This is a genomic window from Streptococcus infantis (genome assembly GCF_000963255.1).
GTDB lineage: Bacteria > Bacillota > Bacilli > Lactobacillales > Streptococcaceae > Streptococcus > Streptococcus nidrosiense.
Window position 1 is genome coordinate 20813 of record NZ_JYOV01000006.1, and the last position, 18400, is coordinate 39212.

15 protein-coding genes are annotated in these 18400 nt (G+C 41.4%); 13 read left to right on the top strand and 2 right to left on the bottom strand.

Annotation, left to right across the window (positions count from 1 at the left end; genetic code table 11):
* Nucleotides 1-74: 74 nt before the first annotated feature.
* From TZ96_RS02540 to TZ96_RS02600, 13 genes are all read left to right on the top strand, one after another.
* Entirely contained in the window at nt 75-1724 is a 1650-nt protein-coding gene (locus TZ96_RS02540) for a sensor histidine kinase (protein WP_045762749.1), read from the top strand.
* Entirely contained in the window at nt 1717-2487 is a 771-nt protein-coding gene (locus TZ96_RS10090; RefSeq protein WP_045762750.1) for a response regulator transcription factor, read from the top strand. The genes TZ96_RS02540 and TZ96_RS10090 overlap by 8 nt, the downstream gene beginning before the upstream one ends.
* Before the next feature lie 113 nt (nt 2488-2600).
* Nucleotides 2601-3647: an ABC transporter substrate-binding protein gene (locus TZ96_RS02550; protein ID WP_045762751.1), complete on the top strand. Its 1047-nt coding sequence runs from the start codon at nt 2601-2603 to the stop codon at nt 3645-3647.
* Between the two features lie 12 nt (nt 3648-3659).
* Nucleotides 3660-4751 (top strand): ABC transporter ATP-binding protein, encoded by a 1092-nt coding sequence (locus TZ96_RS02555; RefSeq protein ID WP_045762752.1) that lies wholly within the window; start codon nt 3660-3662, stop codon nt 4749-4751.
* A complete protein-coding gene (locus TZ96_RS02560) occupies nt 4741-6399 on the top strand; it encodes an ABC transporter permease (protein ID WP_045762753.1) in 1659 nt (552 codons plus the stop codon). Before TZ96_RS02555 ends, TZ96_RS02560 begins: the two co-directional genes overlap by 11 nt.
* 191 nt (nt 6400-6590) lie before the next feature.
* The gene (locus tag TZ96_RS02565; protein WP_045762754.1) at nt 6591-7607 is read left to right on the top strand and encodes an NAD(P)H-dependent glycerol-3-phosphate dehydrogenase; all 1017 of its coding nucleotides are present in this window, start codon (nt 6591-6593) and stop codon (nt 7605-7607) included.
* A gap of 21 nt (nt 7608-7628) precedes the next feature.
* Nucleotides 7629-8528, top strand: coding sequence for a UTP--glucose-1-phosphate uridylyltransferase GalU (gene galU / locus TZ96_RS02570; RefSeq protein ID WP_045762755.1), 900 nt, complete (start codon nt 7629-7631; stop codon nt 8526-8528).
* A 147-nt stretch (nt 8529-8675) separates the two neighbouring features.
* Complete coding sequence (gene pbp1b / locus TZ96_RS02575) at nt 8676-11198, top strand: penicillin-binding protein PBP1B (RefSeq protein ID WP_075230452.1); 2523 nt, start codon at nt 8676-8678, stop codon at nt 11196-11198.
* An 87-nt stretch (nt 11199-11285) separates the two neighbouring features.
* Nucleotides 11286-12197: a DMT family transporter gene (locus TZ96_RS02580; RefSeq protein ID WP_045762756.1), complete on the top strand. Its 912-nt coding sequence runs from the start codon at nt 11286-11288 to the stop codon at nt 12195-12197.
* Between the two features lie 84 nt (nt 12198-12281).
* Complete coding sequence (gene dapD, locus TZ96_RS02585) at nt 12282-12980, top strand: 2,3,4,5-tetrahydropyridine-2,6-dicarboxylate N-acetyltransferase (protein WP_045762757.1); 699 nt, start codon at nt 12282-12284, stop codon at nt 12978-12980.
* Between the two features lie 61 nt (nt 12981-13041).
* A complete protein-coding gene (locus tag TZ96_RS02590) occupies nt 13042-14172 on the top strand; it encodes an N-acetyldiaminopimelate deacetylase (protein WP_045762758.1) in 1131 nt (376 codons plus the stop codon).
* 3 nt (nt 14173-14175) lie between these two features.
* Nucleotides 14176-14715 carry a 5-formyltetrahydrofolate cyclo-ligase gene (locus TZ96_RS02595; protein WP_045762759.1) on the top strand — a complete coding sequence of 180 codons (540 nt, stop codon included), beginning with the start codon at nt 14176-14178 and terminating at the stop codon, nt 14713-14715.
* A complete protein-coding gene (locus TZ96_RS02600) occupies nt 14699-15373 on the top strand; it encodes a rhomboid family intramembrane serine protease (RefSeq protein WP_045762760.1) in 675 nt (224 codons plus the stop codon). Before TZ96_RS02595 ends, TZ96_RS02600 begins: the two co-directional genes overlap by 17 nt.
* Nucleotides 15374-15547: 174 nt before the next feature.
* Here TZ96_RS02600 and TZ96_RS02605 read toward each other — a convergent pair whose 3' ends face one another.
* Both TZ96_RS02605 and TZ96_RS02610 read right to left on the bottom strand, forming a co-directional pair.
* Nucleotides 15548-16600, bottom strand: a complete 1053-nt coding sequence (locus TZ96_RS02605) for an LLM class flavin-dependent oxidoreductase (protein ID WP_045762761.1) — start codon at nt 16598-16600, stop codon at nt 15548-15550.
* A gap of 268 nt (nt 16601-16868) precedes the next feature.
* Nucleotides 16869-18248, bottom strand: coding sequence for a glycoside hydrolase family 1 protein (locus TZ96_RS02610; RefSeq protein WP_045762762.1), 1380 nt, complete (start codon nt 18246-18248; stop codon nt 16869-16871).
* Nucleotides 18249-18400 lie beyond the last annotated feature (152 nt).

The following is an 18400-nucleotide window of genomic DNA, read 5'->3' on the forward strand; positions in this document are numbered from 1 at the left end:
TTCTCTTTTCACCTTGCCTTCCATTTTTAATACTGCTATACTTACTTTAGTATGCTCTTTATAAGAGGTAATTTATGGCCCATTCTTTTAAACATTCTCTCCAAAAAGAAATTCTTCACCGTAGTTCTTTGGCTGCTTTAGCTACCTCGTTTTTACTCCTCATTCTCCTGTTTGGTTTTTCCTATTTCCTGCAAAAGCAACAACTCACCAAGGATACCCAACAGATCGTCCAGCATATTCGGAACATGAAACAAGCGAACTATCAATTACTGGAGACCATGAATCAAAAAATGATTCCAGAATTTTTAGAGGGTAAACACACTGACCGAGAACTCTTTAGTCTATTTTATGAAACAAAAGCTCAACTGAAACTCAGTTCTGATTTTATCATCCTTGACGACACAGGAGAACTTCTCTTTAGTACCAATCGCAACCATCAAGAAACTATTTTAGCTCCTTATTATTTAAAATTGTTAATTCAAAATCCGATTCAAGGAACTATTACAGAAAAGGTTGCTTTGTCAATAGATAAACAACATTACGCACTCTTCATTATGCCTATCGTTCAAAATCAACGAGTTAAGGCTTATAGCATTTCTTTTGTAAATGAAAATGAATTTGTATCCAGTATTCCTCTCATCAATTCAAAATACGCCATTACAGATACTTTTGGAAACATCTACTCTAGTAATACCAATCAATTTACTCAATCAACTCTGGAAAAATTTGATGAAAAATTACTCCAGTCTAAAACTCATTGGTACGTTGAAAATCCACTTCTGATTGAAAAACGTAAAATTGAACCGATTTTCTCAATCTACACCTTTCAATCTTTCTTTCCCATTCCGAGTTTACTAGGGCTTGCTTCTGTCTTAACACTCTGTATCTTTCTATTATACTTCTGGCAGGCGAGACGAATTGCTTATAAAATCGCGACGCACAATGCTGGCCCTATTGAAAGTCTGGTCTATCAACTACAGGAAATCCCCAAGAAAAAGGAAAAGAAACTCACTCTCCGTACTGGGGATGAATTTGAACTGATTGCTGAGAAAATCACCGATATGCTCCAAGAGTTGGATGAGCTCCATCAAAAGATGTTGACCATTGAGAAAGAAAAGTGGGTCTTTGAAAGAAAGATGCTGGAAGCTCAGTTTAATCCTCACTTTCTCTACAATACCTTGGAAACTATTAAAATCACGAGTATGATTGATGCCAGTATTACTCAAGATCTAATTCAAAATCTCACACGCATCCTACGATATAGTGTAACTGAACTAGAAAAAGAAACGACTATTGGGCAGGACCTAGAGATTATCGAAGCTTATCTGAAAATCCATCAGATTCGATTTGAACATTTTTCTTATCAGATTGACTGTTCTGAGAATCTACATTCCCAAACTATTCCAAAACTTTTCCTATTACCCCTTGTAGAAAATGCTCTAAAATACGGAAGGCAGTATCGTATCGACCTTGCCATCTCTATCCAAATCACTCAAGAGCAGGAAGCACTGACCTTTATCGTTAAGGATAATGCTGGTGGTCTAACCAAACAAGAACGCCTACATATCTTAGAATCCTTGGACAGCCCACATACACAGCACGGTATTGTCAATAGTTACAAACGATTGAATAACTTTTTTGAAAATGTCGAATTAGATTTAGGAGTGAACCCGCAAGGTGAAACCTGGGTAAAATTTGTCACGAAAGGAAGAACGCATGTTTAAGTTAATCATTGTCGAAGACGAACACCTGATCCGAAAATGGCTTGAAATTGCCGTAGACTACTCAGCCTTAGGCATTCAAGTAGTTGGAACTGCAAGTCACGGACAAGAAGGCATGGAGTTAATTCAAAAAGAGAAACCACACATCGTCCTGACAGACATTACCATGCCCATCATGGATGCTTTTATGATGTTTGAAGCGACTCGTTCACTCTCTTATGAAAAAGTGATCCTCTCAGGCTATAATGATTTCCAAAACGCAAAAAAGGCTATGCAATTCGGAGCAGTGGACTTCCTCCCAAAACCCATAAATGTCGCAGAATTAACAGAGTGTTTAGAAAAAATAACTCTGCGCCTCAAGATGGATCAACACCAAACCAATCCATTTTTACAAGACTACCAAGCCTTTGTCACCTCGCTTCAAAAAATCAATCCTCAAAACCAATTGATTCAACAAATTCTCGAATTTGTACACCAACACTACTACCTGCACTTTACCATTTCGACCATTGCAGAGAATCTAGGCTATAGCGAAAGTTATCTCTACAAGGTTATCAAAGAAGATTTCCCTATCACCTTGAACGAATACATTCTTCAGTATCGTTTAAAACAAGCCGTTGAAAAGATGAGTCAACATCCTGATTCCCCTCTTAGCCAAATCGCTGAAGAAGTCGGCTTTTCAGACTATAAATATTTTGGTAAAGTTTTTAAGAAATACTTTCATATCTCTCCTAAAGAGTTAAAATCCATTGGAAGAATAGTTTAGACACTGTTCTTCTTTTTTGTAGAGAATTTTACCCCATTAGGATAGAATTTTAGGTTTTAAAAGCGCTTTCATTGCTTTACAATAGAGGTAACAAAACTATGGAGGTATCCATCATGAAAAAGAAATGGATGTATTATGCTGCGTGTGGACTTGCTATTTTGGGGCTTGCTGCCTGCTCTTCTGATGACGCTTCAGGAGAAAAAGCAGCTGAAAATGGAGGAAGCGATACTCTAGTAGTCTACTCCCCAAACTCAGAGGGATTGATTGGAGCAACTATTCCTGCTTTTGAAGAAAAGTATGGTATCAAGGTTGAACTCATTCAAGCAGGAACAGGTGAACTCTTTAAAAAACTAGAATCTGAAAAAGAAGCCCCTGTGGCAGATATCATCTTTGGTGGTTCCTATACCCAATATGCTACCCACGGGGAACTTTTTGAAAATTACGTATCAACGGAAAACGATAATGTCATTAAAGAATATCAAAATACAACTGGCTACTCAACTCCTTATACATTGGATGGTAGTGTTTTGATCGTCAACCCTGACTTGACTAAGGGGATGAATATTGAAGGTTATAGCGACCTCATCAAACCAGAACTCAAAGGAAAAATCGCAACTGCAGACCCAGCCAACTCTTCTAGCGCCTTTGCTCAACTAACAAACATGTTACAAGCTGAGGGCGGCTATACAGACGCCAAGGCTTGGACTTATGTCAAAGATCTCTTTACTTTGATTGACGGTAAAATCGGCTCAAGTTCATCTGGCGTCTACAAGGCCGTAGCAGATGGAGAAATGGCTGTTGGTCTTTCTTACGAAGACCCCGCAGTGAAACTTCTAAACGACGGAGCTAACATCAAGGTTGTTTATCCAAAAGAAGGTACTGTCTTCCTGCCTGCTAGCGCTGCTATTATTAAAAACGCTAAAAATATGGAAAACGCTAAGAAATTTATCGATTTCATCATTTCTCAAGAAGTCCAAGACACGCTTGGTACAACAACTACTAACCGTCCAGTTCGTAAAAATGCTAAAACTAGCGAAAACATGAAACCAATCGAACAAATTAAAACACTAACTGAAGACTATGATTATGTCATCAAAAATAAATCAGATATCGTGAAGAAATACAACGAAGTCTTTACAGATATCCAATCTAAACAGTAAAAGAGGTTGACTATGAGTGAGATCAAGATTATCAATGCCAAGAAAATTTATCACGATGTAGCTGTTATCGAAAATCTAAGCGTGACCATTCCTAAGGGGAGCCTTTTCACTCTCCTTGGGCCTTCAGGCTGTGGGAAAACAACCTTACTTCGTATGATTGCAGGTTTCAATAGCATCGAAGGAGGAGAGTTCTACTTCGACGATACTAAAATCAACAACATGGAACCCAGCAAGCGAAACATTGGGATGGTTTTCCAAAACTATGCAATTTTCCCACATTTGACAGTGCGTGATAACGTTGCATTCGGGCTCAAGCAAAAGAAAGTTCCAAAAGATGAACTCATCGAACAAACAAATAAATACCTTGAGTTGATGCAGATTGCCCAGTATGCTGATCGTAAACCAGATAAACTTAGTGGTGGTCAGCAACAACGGGTTGCCCTAGCACGTGCCTTGGCTGTTAATCCTAGCGTTCTCCTCATGGACGAACCCCTCAGTAACCTAGATGCCAAACTTCGCTTGGATATGCGTCAGGCTATTCGCGAAATTCAACACGAAGTTGGTATTACAACTGTCTATGTAACTCACGACCAAGAAGAAGCTATGGCCATTTCTGACCAAATTGCTGTTATGAAAGACGGGGTTATTCAACAAATTGGTCGTCCAAAAGAGCTCTACCACAAACCAGCAAATGAATTTGTTGCAACCTTTATTGGTAGAACAAATATAATCCCTGCTCGTTTGGAAAAGCAAGCTGACGGAGCTTACATCGTCTTTGAAGATGGTTATTCTCTTCGTATTCCAGCACTAGACCAGGTGGAAGAACAAGCTATTCATGTCAGCATTCGTCCCGAAGAATTTATCCGTGACGAAAACGGACCAATCGATGGAACAATTACTGACAGTGTCTATCTTGGACTTAATACCGAATACTTCATTGAGACAGGATTTGCTTCAAAACTTCAGGTAAGTGAAGAATCTACATTTGAAGAAGATTTGAAAAAAGGAGATCGCGTTCGTTTGCGTATCAATACTCAGAAACTCAATGTCTTCTCTGAAGATGGTTCGCGCAATCTCATAAAAGGAGTCAGCCATGGAGCGTAAAAAACTAAATATCTGGACTGCGTCTTCCTTCTTCATCTTCCTTACTTATCTTGTTTTTCTGGTCTATCCAATTGTTACGGTATTAAAACAGGCACTAGTACATGAAGGGCATTTCTCATTAGAAAATTTTGTTACTTTCTTTAGCAAATCTTACTACTCTGAAACCCTTATCAACAGTTTCAAGGTTTCTGTAACTGCCACCGTTACTTCTGTCCTTGTTGGTACCTTGCTAGCTTATCTTTTTTCAATGTATGACTTCAAGGGAAAGAAATTTTTACAAATCTTGATTATCATCGCATCCATGTCAGCTCCCTTTGTAGGTGCCTATTCTTGGATTCTATTGCTGGGAAGAAACGGGGTTATCACAAAGTTTCTAACCAACACACTTCACTTGCCAGGTCTTGACATCTACGGTTTCAAAGGTATTGTGCTTGTCTTTACACTTCAACTCTTCCCTCTCGTCTTTCTTTACGTAGCTGGGACTATGAAGAGTATCGACAACTCCCTCTTGGAAGCTGCTGAAAGCATGGGATCTTTCGGTCTAAAACGAATTGTAACAGTCGTTTTACCTCTCTTGGTTCCAACCTTACTAGCAGCTGCACTCCTCGTCTTTATGAGAGCCTTCTCGGACTTTGGTACTCCGATGTTGATTGGTGAGGGATATCGTACCTTCCCAGTCTTGATCTATACACAGTTTATCAGTGAAGTAGGAGGCAACTCTGCCTTCGCATCAGCCTTAGCAATTATGGCAATTACAATCGCCCTAGTTATCTTCCTCATCCAAAAATACGTTTCAAATCGTTACAGTTTCAGTATGAACTCGCTTCATCCAATTGAACCTAAGAAAACGACAAAAGGGAAGATGGCTGCTATTTATGTGACAGTTTATGGCATTATCTTATTCTCTGTTTTGCCTCAAGTTTACTTGATTTATACATCCTTCCTGAAAACATCTGGTATGGTTTTCGTCAAAGGATATTCACTAAACAGCTATAAGACTGCCTTTAGCCGTATGGGATCTGCTATTTTTAATACCATTCGTATCCCTCTCCTTGCCTTGGTTCTCGTTGTTGTCTTTGCGACCTTTATCTCCTATCTTGCAGTTCGCAAACGTAACCTATTTACCAACTTAATCGATAGTCTTAGTATGGTACCTTATATCGTACCAGGAACTGTACTCGGTATTGCCTTTATCTCTTCATTCAATACAGGCCTCTTCGGAAGTGGTTTCCTGATGATTACTGGAACAGCCTTCATCTTGATTATGTCCTTATCTGTCAGAAGACTTCCTTATACCATTCGTTCTTCAGTTGCTAGTTTGCAACAAATTGCTCCTAGTATTGAAGAAGCAGCAGAAAGCTTGGGAAGTAGCCGTTTCAATACCTTTACTAAAATCACAACCCCAATGATGCTTTCAGGGATCATCTCAGGAGCAATCCTTTCATGGGTAACAATGATTTCGGAACTATCTACTTCCATTCTCTTATATAACGTTAAAACTAGAACAATGACCGTAGCTATTTACACTGAAGTACTTCGTGGGAATTATGGTGTGGCAGCAGCCCTATCTACTATCCTCACTATCTTGACAGTTACTTCCTTGTTACTATTTATGAAAATTTCTAAAAATAACAGCATTACGCTCTAGTTTTTTTCCTACTAAAACAGCCAATTCCCCCTGGCTGTTTTTTTATAACTCTACTTTTGATTTTCCCGAATCATCATCTTCGATAAATACAGATTCCTATCAATAGGACATATCTTAGCTAGTTATATAGATGCATGATAGTCCTTTTTATGGTAGAATATAGGAAAGTGCTTTCTCAGAAGGAGGAAAATATGAACAAACAAACCATCGCTGTTTTAGGGCCTGGTTCTTGGGGTACTGCGCTGTCACAAGTTCTAAATGACAACGGACACCAAGTGCGTATCTGGGGAAATATTCCTGATCAAATTGATGAAATTAATACACAACATACTAACAAACGCTATTTTAAGGATACTGTATTAGACGAAAAAATTGTTGCCTATCATGATTTGGCAGAAGCCTTGAAGGGTGTTGATGCTGTCTTGTTTGTGGTGCCAACCAAGGTGACCAGATTGGTAGCTCAACAAGTGGCTGCTGTTTTGGATCATAAAGCGGTGGTCATGCATGCTTCAAAAGGCCTCGAACCAAATAGTCACAAACGTCTTTCAACCATTCTAGAAGAAGAAATCCCTGAAGAATTGCGTAGTGAGATTGTGGTTGTATCTGGTCCTAGCCATGCAGAAGAAACGGTTGTACGTGATATTACCTTGATTACGGCTGCTTCTAAAGATTTACAGACTGCTCAATATGTTCAAAAACTCTTTAGCAACCACTACTTCCGCCTTTACACCAATACGGATGTTATCGGAGTGGAAACAGCTGGTGCTCTTAAAAATATCATCGCTGTTGGTGCAGGTGCCCTTCATGGACTTGGATTTGGTGATAATGCAAAAGCTGCTATTATCACGCGCGGGCTGGCAGAAATTACCCGTCTGGGAGTTAAACTTGGAGCAAATCCATTAACTTACAGTGGACTTTCTGGAGTTGGGGATTTAATCGTTACAGGAACTTCTGTCCACTCACGTAACTGGCGTGCTGGAGATGCTCTTGGTCGCGGTGAAGCCTTGGCAGATATCGAAGCAAATATGGGAATGGTCATTGAAGGTATTTCAACAACCAAAGCTGCTTACGAATTGGCGCAAGAACTCAGAGTTTATATGCCTATTACCCAAGCCATCTACCAAGTTATTTATGAAAATGTTAATATTAAGGATGCCGTTTCTGAACTCATGAGCAATGAGTTCAAGGCAGAGAACGAGTGGTCTTAGTCACCGTTAGAAAGGAAGCTCATGAAGCAAAAAGTTAGAAAAGCCGTTATCCCTGCTGCGGGACTTGGAACTCGTTTCCTACCTGCAACTAAAGCTTTGGCCAAAGAAATGTTGCCAATCGTGGATAAACCAACCATCCAGTTTATCGTTGAAGAAGCTCTTAAGTCTGGAATTGAGGACATTCTTGTGGTAACAGGAAAGTCAAAACGTTCTATCGAAGACCATTTCGACTCAAACTTTGAACTAGAATACAACCTCAAGGAAAAAGGAAAAACCGACCTTTTGAAACTAGTTGACGAAACAACTGGTATGCGTCTTCACTTCATCCGTCAAACACACCCACGTGGACTCGGAGATGCCGTCTTACAAGCCAAAGCTTTCGTCGGAAACGAACCCTTTGTGGTTATGCTTGGAGATGACCTCATGGATATCACTGATGACAAAGCTGTGCCATTGACCAAACAACTCATGAATGATTATGAGAAGACTCACGCTTCTACTATCGCCGTAATGCCTGTCCCACACGAAGAAGTTTCTGCCTACGGTGTTATCGCTCCTCAGGGTGAAGGAAATAACGGTCTTTACAGTGTTGAAACCTTCGTTGAAAAACCAGCACCTGAAGACGCACCAAGTGATCTAGCCATCATCGGTCGTTACCTCCTCACACCTGAGATTTTCGGTATTCTTGAAAATCAAACACCAGGAGCAGGAAATGAAATCCAGCTAACAGATGCTATCGATACTCTCAACAAAACCCAACGAGTATTTGCTCGTGAGTTTAAAGGTTCTCGTTACGATGTCGGAGACAAGTTTGGATTCATGAAGACTTCCATCGAATACGCTCTTAAACACCCACAAGTCAAAGACCACTTGAAGGACTACTTGATTAATCTTGGAAAAGAACTTTCAGGAGAAAAATAACAATTTGTCAAACAGTCAGATTTAACTTAAATCTGGCTTTTTTGATGTCTAAATTTCGAACTCCAATCCCTATCCAAAGCCCTGTTTTAAGCCTAATTTCTTGCAAGAGATGCTTTTATGGTATAATAATAAAGAGTGAGGAATTCTATGAACAAACATGTAACAAGAATCAAAGAAAAAGGACTGGCCTTACTTGGGTCTCTAAAATTAACAATTTCTAAAATGAATACAAAGAAAAAGAGTGGAAAAAATTCTAAGAAGAAAAAGCAAACGCAAACACCATTCGATATCTGGACTTTATTTGCAAAAATTTTACTTGGAATAAAGGCAACTTTTAACACACTTTTCATCCTAGCTTTTATTGGCGGTCTCCTTGGAACAGGGGTTGCCTTGGGGTATGCTGTTTCTCTCTTTGATCAAGTTAGTGTCCCTCAAACGGAGGATTTGATCAAGCAGGTCAATAATATTTCATCCATCTCTGAAATCCGCTATGCAGATGGTTCCATGATTAGCGCTATCGAAAGCGATCTACTTCGCACATCTGTATCATCAGATGCCATTTCAGATAACCTCAAGCAAGCTATCGTTGCAACCGAGGATGAACACTTTGCAGAGCACAACGGTGTCGTTCCTAAAGCGGTTATTCGTGCCAGTCTAGGAAAATTCATCGGACTTGGTTCTTCCAGTGGAGGATCTACCCTAACACAACAGCTCATCAAACAACAAGTAGTTGGTGATGCTCCTACGCTTGCCCGTAAAGCCAGTGAAATCGTTGACGCCTTGGCCTTAGAAAGAGCCATGAGCAAGGACGAAATCCTAACAACCTATCTCAACGTCGCTCCTTTTGGTCGTAACAATAAAGGTCAAAATATCGCAGGGGCTCAACAGGCTGCCAAAGGGATTTTTGGGGTGGATGCAAGCAAACTAACCATTCCTCAAGCTGCTTTCCTAGCAGGTTTACCACAAAGCCCTATTTCCTACTCACCTTACGAGTCTACTGGTGAGATGAAGAGCGAGGAAGATATTGAACTCGGTATTAAGCGCTCCAAAGATGTTCTCTACAATATGTACAGAACTGGAGTGCTAAGTCAAGAAGACTACGAAACCTACAAGGCTTATGACATTAAGCAAGATTTCTTGCCAGCAGAAAATGCTAGCGTTACCTCTAAAGGCTTCCTCTACTTCACTGCACTCGATGAGGCTACCAAGATTATGTATGATTATCTGGTGCAAAAGGACAATGTTTCTGACCAAGAACTACAGAACGAATCGATCCGAAAATCTTATCGAGAATTGGCCGAAAAAGAAATCCAAAACGGTGGTTACCGTATTACAACTACCATCGATAAAACGATTCATACTGCTATGCAAAATGCCGTAACAAACTACGGATACCTTCTAAATGATAGCTCGGGTCAACCTGAAGTCGGGAATGTCTTGATGGACAATCAAACTGGGGCGATTTTAGGGTTTGTAGGTGGACGAGATTATCAGACCAATCAAAACAATCACGCCTTCGATACCAAACGTTCCCCTGCCTCCACTACCAAGCCACTATTGGCCTACGGTATTGCTATCGACCAAGGGCTTATGGGAAGTGCTAGCATCCTCTCTAACTATCCAACAAACTTCTCTAACGGAACTCCAATCATGCATGTCAACAGTCCTGGAACAGCCATGATAGACCTTAAAGAAGCTCTGAACTATTCTTGGAACATCCCAGCCTACTGGACCTACCGAATGCTCCGTGAAAAAGGGGTTGATGTCCGTTCTTACATGGAAAAAATGGGCTATGAAATCCCAGAATACGGCATTGAAAGTCTTCCTATGGGAGGAGGAATTGAAGTTACTGTAGCCCAGCATACCAATGGTTACCAAACACTCGCTAACAATGGTACCTATCATAAGAAATACATGATCTCAAAAATTGAGAAAACGAGCGGTGAGGTTCTCTATGAGCATCAGGCTAAACCCATCCAAGTTTACTCTAAAGCTACTGCAACCATTATGCAGAGTCTGCTAAGAGAGGTGCTTTCATCTCGAGTTACTACAAGCTTCCAAACTGATCTGGCTTCTATCAATTCCAGTCTAGCAGGTGCTGACTGGATCGGAAAAACTGGTACAAGCAATGAAGAAGGAGATATGTGGCTCATGGTCTCTACTCCAAGATTAACTCTGGGAGGCTGGGTTGGACATGACGACAACAGTTCTCTAGCCCAGGGAGCTTACTACCGCAATGCAAAATATATGGCTCATCTGGTAAATGCCATTCAGCAAGCAGCCCCTTCTGCTTGGGGTTCAGAACGTTTCAAACTCGATTCAAGTGTCACTTCATCACAAGTCCTCAAATCAACTGGTCAAAAGCCAGGAAAGGTGACTATTAATGGAAAAGAAATTAATCTGAGCGGAGAAACGGTGACTAGCTACTGGGCAAACCAAGCTGGTGCTCCAACTACTAGCTACAAATTTGCTATTGGTGGAAGCGATTCTGACTACCAAAATGCTTGGAACACCATTTTAGGAAGTCTACCAAAAGCATCTTCTTCCTCATCAAACAATAGCAGTAACAATAACAACAATAACAATAATCGTAATAATACTTCTAATAGTAACGGGAACAGTAATAGTAGCTCTAGTTCCAATAGCAGAAGTAGCAATCAACGGCGCTAACTAAACAGCACAATTATTGAGAGTGGGAAAGAAATGATTTTTCTCCACTCTCTTTTTTCTTTTTTCATTTCATGGTACAATAGCAACATGAATAAATATCAAAAAAATATTTTTAAGGGAACCATTTATTCTCTCCTATCTGGCTTGATCTGGGGGATCTGTGGAATCTTAGGAGAGTACTTTTTTTCACATTATCAAGTCTCTTCAGGGTGGATTACTTCTATGCGTCTACTCGTCGCAGGTAGTTTCGTAATCATCTTATCTAGCCTTAAACTCCGGTTCCAGCTTTTCGATATCTGGAGAAATCGAAACAACTACCTTCCTTTTCTCGCCTATGCTATCTTAGGGATCTTCTCCGTACAATTTTTCTTTTATCTCTGTGTGGAGTACTCCAACGCTACAACTGCAACCATCCTACAATTTATCAGTCCTGTCTTCATTCTTATCTACAACCGCATTATCTACAAGAAAAAAGCTTCTAAAAAAGCGATCTTCTATGTTCTGACTGCTATGCTTGGGGTCTTTTTGATGGCTACCAAAGGCGATTTTTCTAAGCTATCCATCACTCCTCTTGCTTTACTGACTGGACTTCTCAGTGCCCTAGGCGTCATGTTCAATGTCATCTTACCCCAACGTTTCGCTAAAAAATACGGTTTTGTGCCAACTGTTGGCTGGGGAATGATTATCGCTGGACTTTTTAGTAATTTTCTCTACCCCGTTTATAAGATTAGCTTCCAGGTTGATGCCATCAGTATCTGTATTTGTTTGACTATTGCCTTTTTGGGAACTGCCTTTGCCTTTTTCCTATCGATGAAGGCCGTCTCTCTCGTTTCCCCATTGGTGGTGTCGGTCGTTAGCGCAAGCGAACCTCTATCCTCTGCTATCCTCAGTGTCCTTTTCCTTGGCATGGTTCTGGATGGTTTCTTGGTACTAGCCATGATTTTGATTATCGTTCCTATGGTTTTCTTGTCCATTGAAGAATCTAAATCCAAGAATTAAACACCTTCTTTTAACACTTAAGGCTTCAAAATTAAAGCCTTTTTTGGTAGAATAGTAAGCATTACAAAGAGTGAGGAGACACCTATGACTGCTACAAAAATGAATGCTCAAGAAATTATCCAATTTATCGCAAATGCTGAGAAAAAGACAAGTGTAAAAGTGACCTTTGAGGGGCAACTTGCTGGAGCTATCCCTGCCTCTGTTATCAAGCTTGGGAATGTTCTTTTTGGAGACTGGAAAGATATCGCTCCACTTCTTGAAGGACTTACAGAAAACAAGGACTATGTTGTTGAACAAGACGCTCGCAACTCTGCTGTGCCTCTCCTTGATAAACGTGATATCAATGCACGTATCGAGCCAGGCGCTATCATCCGTGACCAAGTTGAGATTGGTGACAATGCTGTTATCATGATGGGAGCTGTTATCAATATCGGTGCTGAAATCGGTGCTGGCACTATGATTGATATGGGAGCTATCCTTGGCGGACGCGCTATTGTCGGTAAAAATAGCCACGTTGGTGCAGGTGCTGTTCTTGCAGGCGTTATCGAGCCAGCTAGTGCTGAGCCTGTTCGTGTCGGTGACAATGTTCTCATCGGTGCTAACGCTGTGGTTATCGAAGGTGTTCAAATCGGTAGCGGTTCTGTTGTTGCAGCAGGAGCCATCGTCACTCAAGATGTTCCAGAAAATGTTGTGGTAGCAGGCGTTCCAGCTCGTGTTATCAAAGAAATCGATAGCCAAACTCAACAAAAAACAGCGCTAGAAGATGCGCTTCGCACCTTGTAATTAGTAAAAGAGGCGGAAACTTTTCCAGCCTCTTTCTCGTATCAATAGAAGGAAATTAACTATGTTAGATTTGATTCAAACTCGACGCGATCTTCACCAAATTCCTGAGATTGGTTTAGAAGAATTCAAGACTCACGCTTATTTACTAAATGTCATTGAAACATTAACAGCTGGTAAGGATTTTGTTCAGATTCGTACTTGGCGAACAGGTATTTTAGTATACTTACAAGGAAGTCAGCCAGAACGTACCATTGGCTGGCGGACAGACATTGATGGACTCCCAATCGTTGAACAAACAGACCTTCCTTATGCCTCTCAACATCCAGACCGCATGCATGCTTGTGGACACGATTTTCACATGACCATTGCCCTTGGAAGTCTCGAACGTGCTCTAGAAAACCAACCCAAAAACAATCTCCTCTTTCTCTTCCAACCTGCGGAAGAAAATGAGGCAGGCGGTATGCTCATGTATGAAGATGATGCCTTTGGTGACTGGTTGCCTGACCAATTCTATGGACTCCATGTTCGCCCCGACTTAAAAGTTGGACAAATTGCGACCAATACTCATACACTCTTTGCTGGAACATGTGAAGTTAAGATTCGCTTTAAGGGTAAAGGCGGTCACGCTGCCTTTCCACATGAAGCCAACGACGCTCTGGTTGCAGCTAGCTATTTTGTGACCCAAGTCCAGTCAGTCGTCAGCCGTAATGTCGATCCTATCGAGGGAGCTGTTGTCACTTTCGGTGTTTTTCAAGCTGGTACAACCAATAATGTCATAGCTGATACAGCTTTCTTGCATGGAACCATTCGAGCTCTCACACACAGCATGAGCCTCTTGGTTCAAAAACGTGTCAAAGCTATCGCTGAAGGTGTCGCAGCTGCTTTTGATATGGATGTGGAAGTTGAACTCAAGCAGGGAGGTTATTTACCAGTAGAAAACAACCCTGAACTAGCCCGGGAATTGATGACCTTCTTTGATGAAAAAGAGGGCATTGAACTAATCGACATCGAACCTGCTATGACAGGAGAAGATTTTGGTTATCTTCTCTCCAAGGTTCCTGGAGTCATGTTCTGGCTAGGTATTGATAGTCCCTATGCTCTTCACCATCCAAAGATGAGTCCTAAGGAAGAAGCTCTGGCTGTCGGTGTTGAAGCTGTATCAAGCTTTTTAGCAAAGAAAGCTGCGGAGTAAACTATGAAAAAAAGCTTACGCGAGCAGGTCTTACAAGAACTCAAGTCTCTATCTAAGGAAGAAAAGCAGAGCATGAACGATTGGCTTACAGAGCAGTTCTTTCAACATCCTTTTTATAAGGAAGCAAAAACCATCGCTACTTACCTGTCTTTTCCTCATGAATTTCAGACAGCTGAACTCATCGAACAAGCTCAAAAAGATGGGAAGACGATTCTCATTCCCAAAACTTATCCACAAGGGAAAATGGACTTGGTGCTCTATGAACCAGAGAAACTCGAAAGAAATTCTTTTGGACTTCTTGAACCGCAGGGGGAAGCTATTGTCTTTGAGCCCTCTCAGATTGACTTGATCCATGTTCCTGGTCTAGCTTTCAATCCTTCTGGCTATCGGGTTGGCTATGGTGGTGGCTACTACGACCGCTACTTGGAGCATTTTACTGGTCACACCATCAGCACACTTTATCCTTGTCAGATTCAGGACTTCCAGCCTGATCCACACGATATTCCCGTTGAGGAGGTACTCATCTATGAAAGAGATTTTTGATCGTCGTTATCCTGTCACGAGCTTCTTTCTCCTCGTGACAACCCTGGTTTTTATACTCATGTTTCTAACCAGTGGTTTCAATTACACAAGCGCAGCCACCTTGTATAAATTCGGAGCTGTTTATCCCCCAGCAATCAAGGCCTTGCCTGAACAAATTTGGCGCCTATTCTCAGCAACCTTTGTCCACATTGGCTTGGAGCACTTTTTAGTCAATATGCTATCCCTTTACTTCTTAGGGCGTCAGATGGAGCAAATCTTTGGCTCCAAACAGTTTTTCTTTATCTACCTTCTATCAGGTATGATGGGAAATCTCTTTGTCCTCGTTTTTAGTCCCAATGCCATTACTGCAGGTGCTTCAACTGCCCTCTATGGCATGTTCGCCTCTATTGTCGTTCTCCGTTATGCCTCACGCAACCCCTATCTTCAACAGCTCGGTCAATCCTACCTCTCCCTCTTGGTCATCAACCTAGTAGGAAGTATTTTAATGCCTGGCATCAGCCTTGCTGGGCATGTCGGGGGAGCTGTCGGCGGTGCATTACTAGCTGTCGTCTTCCCAGTTCTAGGCGAACGAAAGATATACAGCCCAGGCCAACGTGGTCTTGCAACCCTAGCTTTCATTGCTTTATCAGCCTTGATGCTTTTTGTGGGCTTGTTCTAAGCTAGTCTCATTTAGGGAGTATCTTAATTTTCAATAAAGATTAATTCACTAATCTCATATATAAAAGAAACTCCGAAAAGCTTGTTTTTATTAGCTTTCCAGAGTTCCTTTTATTTCTAGTTTTTTAAAGATCAGACGGGTATATAGATTTTTTATCAATTTGATTGGATTTTTTTATAACCCTTCTTTCATGGCAAAGTAAGCACGCACTTTTGGTGCGACTTGCGTTCCAAAGAGTTCAATAGCTCTAAGAACTTGATCATGTGGCATAGAACCAAGTGGTAGGTGCAACATAAAGCGATCCAAGTCTAAATCTTCAATCATGCAGATCAACTTTTCTGCTACCTGGTCTGGATTTCCCACAAATATAGCGCCATTTGGACCAACTTGCTCCAAATATTGCTCATAGGTCATCTCCTGCCAGTGTGGACGGTCTTTAGAAATAGCATCCACCACTTGCTTAGTCGGATGGAAATAATCTTTCACTGCCTGCTCGCCATCTTCAGCAATCCAGCCCCAAGAATGAGCGCCCACTTTCAAGTCTTTGTCAGCATGACCAGATTCACTTCCAATCTCACGATAAGCCTGAATCAACTTTTTAAAATAGTGAGGATTGCCACCGATAATCGCATAGACAATCGGTAAACCAGTCTGAGCAATCTTCACTGTTGACTCTACATGACCACCTGTCGCCACCCACAATGGCAATTTTTCCTGAACTGGACGTGGATATACTTCTTTTCCAGCAATACTTTGGGTCAATTCTCCACGCCAGTTCACCTTGGTGTTTTCATTTGCTAGCTGGAGCAGGTCCAATTTTTCATCAAAGAGGGCTTCATAGTCTTTCAAGTCATACCCAAACAGTGGAAAGGACTCGGTGAATGAACCACGCCCAGCCATAATCTCTGCACGACCGTTTGAAAGGGCGTCGATGGTCGCATATTGTTGGAACAAACGGATGGGATCCATACTTGAGAAGATACTGACAGCACTGGTCAAACGAATCTTCTTGGTATTCACCGCACCAGCTGCAAGGACAATCTCTGGCGCTGATACCGCAAAGTCCTCCCGATGATGCTCCCCAATGCCATAAACATCCAATCCAACCTTATCAGCCAATTCAATCTCTGCTACCAACTGACGGATTCGTTCGTCATGACTGTAAACTTGTCCAGTCCCCTCTAGCGCTGTTGTTTCACCAAATGTTGAAATTCCTAGTTCTACCATACTGATTTCCTCGTTTTAGTATTAGTTATTCGGGTATTTTATCACTAGTCAGTTATAGTTGCAACAAATTTGCTCATTAGAAAAGGCCTTGATTAAGTAGACATTTTTAGTTCCTTGTGTGGCCATTTAAATTGGTGAGAGGTGAGGGTAAATCATTGTAAAGACGATACCATCTATATCACTTGTAACATTCTCTTCTGTGATGGTGAGACCTTGGTGATGATTCTATAAGAAAAATGAGATGAAAATCATCTCACTCTTCATATTCTTAAAATCCATTATTGTCACTGAGTTCTTTGAACCAGTGGCCTGATTTTTTCAGGCGACGTTCTTGTGTTTTTAAGTCTAGCTCGACCAAACCATAACGGTTTTTATAGCTATTGAGCCATGACCAACAATCGATAAAGGTCCAAATCAAGTAACCTTTACAGTTGGCGCCGTCTTCGATAGCGCGATGAAGTTCACGAAGGTGACCTTTGACAAAGTCGATACGGTAGTCATCCTGAATCATACCATTTTCACGGAATTTGTCTTCACCTTCAACACCCATCCCATTCTCAGTCAGCATCCACTCAATATTACCGTAGTTTTCCTTGATGTTTTGGGCAATGTCATAAATCCCTTGCTCGTAGATTTCCCAACCACGGTGCGGATTGATCTTACGACCAGGCATGACATAAGGCTCATAGAAATGCTCAGGCAAGAGTGGGCTATCAGGATGCTTAGCAAAACGCGGCGCCATAACACGCAAAGGCTGATAGTAATTGACTCCTAGGAAGTCAACGGTGTTCTCACGAATGAGTTCTAACTCTTCGGCTGTGTATTCTGGTAACAAGTCATGCTCAGCCAAAATTTCCACCAACTCTTCTGGATAAGCTCCTAAAACAGACGGATCTAGGAAAGATTGTGCCTGAAAGAGGTCGGCAATACGAGCAGCCTTGACATCGGCAGGATGTTTGCTACGTGGATAGGCTGGTGTCAAGTTGAGGACAATCCCAATCTTAGAACTAAGCAAGACTTCATGACAAGCCTTAACTGCAAGAGTGCTGGCTAGCTGGGTATGATAGGCAACCTTAACCGCTGCTTTGGTATCCACCTTATGTGGATAATGGGCATCATAAAAATAGCCAAACTCTACAGGAACGATAGGCTCATTGAAGGTAATCCACTGGTCAACCAAGTCTCCATAAGTTTCAAAACAGAAACGAGCATAGTCTTCATAGGCCTTGATGGTTGCCTTATTTTCCCAACCATCCCCATCTTCTTGAAGGGCAAAAGGCAGGTCAAAGTGATAGAGATTGACTAAAAGACGAATTCCCTTAGCCTTAATAGCTTCAAATACCTGGCGGTAGAAAGCCACACCTTGAGGGTTGACTTCCCCACGTCCCTGTGGGAAAATACGAGACCACTGGATAGAAGTTCGAAAGGCTGTGTGGCCAGTTTCTAACAAAAGTTCGATATCCTTTTCCCAGTTTTCATAGAAGGTCGACGTTTTGTCTGGTCCAATACCATTGTAGTAACGATTTGGCTCTACTTGAAACCAATAATCCCAGAGATTATCTCCCTTGCCATCACCAGGCACTCGTCCTTCTGTCTGCGGCCCAGAAGTTGAGGAACCCCAGACAAAATCCTTTGGAAATTTTAGCATAGTACTACCTCTTTTTACGCTTTTAATGTTTATACTCTTCGAAAATCAAATTCAAACCGCGTCAACGTCGCCTTGCCGTATATGTGTTACTGACTTCGTCAGTTCTATCCACAACCTCAAAACGGTGTTTTGAGCAACCTTCGGCTAGTTTC

Excerpts from the sequence above, each read along its gene's own strand:
- TZ96_RS02560 (WP_045762753.1), top strand. The coding sequence starts at position 4,741 with ATGGAGCGTAAAAAACTAAATATCTGGACTGCGTCTTCCTTCTTCATC.
- TZ96_RS10090 (WP_045762750.1), top strand. The coding sequence starts at position 1,717 with ATGTTTAAGTTAATCATTGTCGAAGACGAACACCTGATCCGAAAATGG.
- TZ96_RS02555 (WP_045762752.1), top strand. The coding sequence starts at position 3,660 with ATGAGTGAGATCAAGATTATCAATGCCAAGAAAATTTATCACGATGTA.
- TZ96_RS02600 (WP_045762760.1), top strand. The coding sequence starts at position 14,699 with ATGAAAGAGATTTTTGATCGTCGTTATCCTGTCACGAGCTTCTTTCTC.
- galU (WP_045762755.1), top strand. The coding sequence starts at position 7,629 with ATGAAGCAAAAAGTTAGAAAAGCCGTTATCCCTGCTGCGGGACTTGGA.
- TZ96_RS02580 (WP_045762756.1), top strand. The coding sequence starts at position 11,286 with ATGAATAAATATCAAAAAAATATTTTTAAGGGAACCATTTATTCTCTC.
- dapD (WP_045762757.1), top strand. The coding sequence starts at position 12,282 with ATGACTGCTACAAAAATGAATGCTCAAGAAATTATCCAATTTATCGCA.
- TZ96_RS02595 (WP_045762759.1), top strand. The coding sequence starts at position 14,176 with ATGAAAAAAAGCTTACGCGAGCAGGTCTTACAAGAACTCAAGTCTCTA.
- TZ96_RS02610 (WP_045762762.1), bottom strand. The coding sequence starts at position 18,248 with ATGCTAAAATTTCCAAAGGATTTTGTCTGGGGTTCCTCAACTTCTGGG.
- TZ96_RS02550 (WP_045762751.1), top strand. The coding sequence starts at position 2,601 with ATGAAAAAGAAATGGATGTATTATGCTGCGTGTGGACTTGCTATTTTG.
- TZ96_RS02540 (WP_045762749.1), top strand. The coding sequence starts at position 75 with ATGGCCCATTCTTTTAAACATTCTCTCCAAAAAGAAATTCTTCACCGT.
- TZ96_RS02565 (WP_045762754.1), top strand. The coding sequence starts at position 6,591 with ATGAACAAACAAACCATCGCTGTTTTAGGGCCTGGTTCTTGGGGTACT.
- TZ96_RS02605 (WP_045762761.1), bottom strand. The coding sequence starts at position 16,600 with ATGGTAGAACTAGGAATTTCAACATTTGGTGAAACAACAGCGCTAGAG.
- TZ96_RS02590 (WP_045762758.1), top strand. The coding sequence starts at position 13,042 with ATGTTAGATTTGATTCAAACTCGACGCGATCTTCACCAAATTCCTGAG.
- pbp1b (WP_075230452.1), top strand. The coding sequence starts at position 8,676 with ATGAACAAACATGTAACAAGAATCAAAGAAAAAGGACTGGCCTTACTT.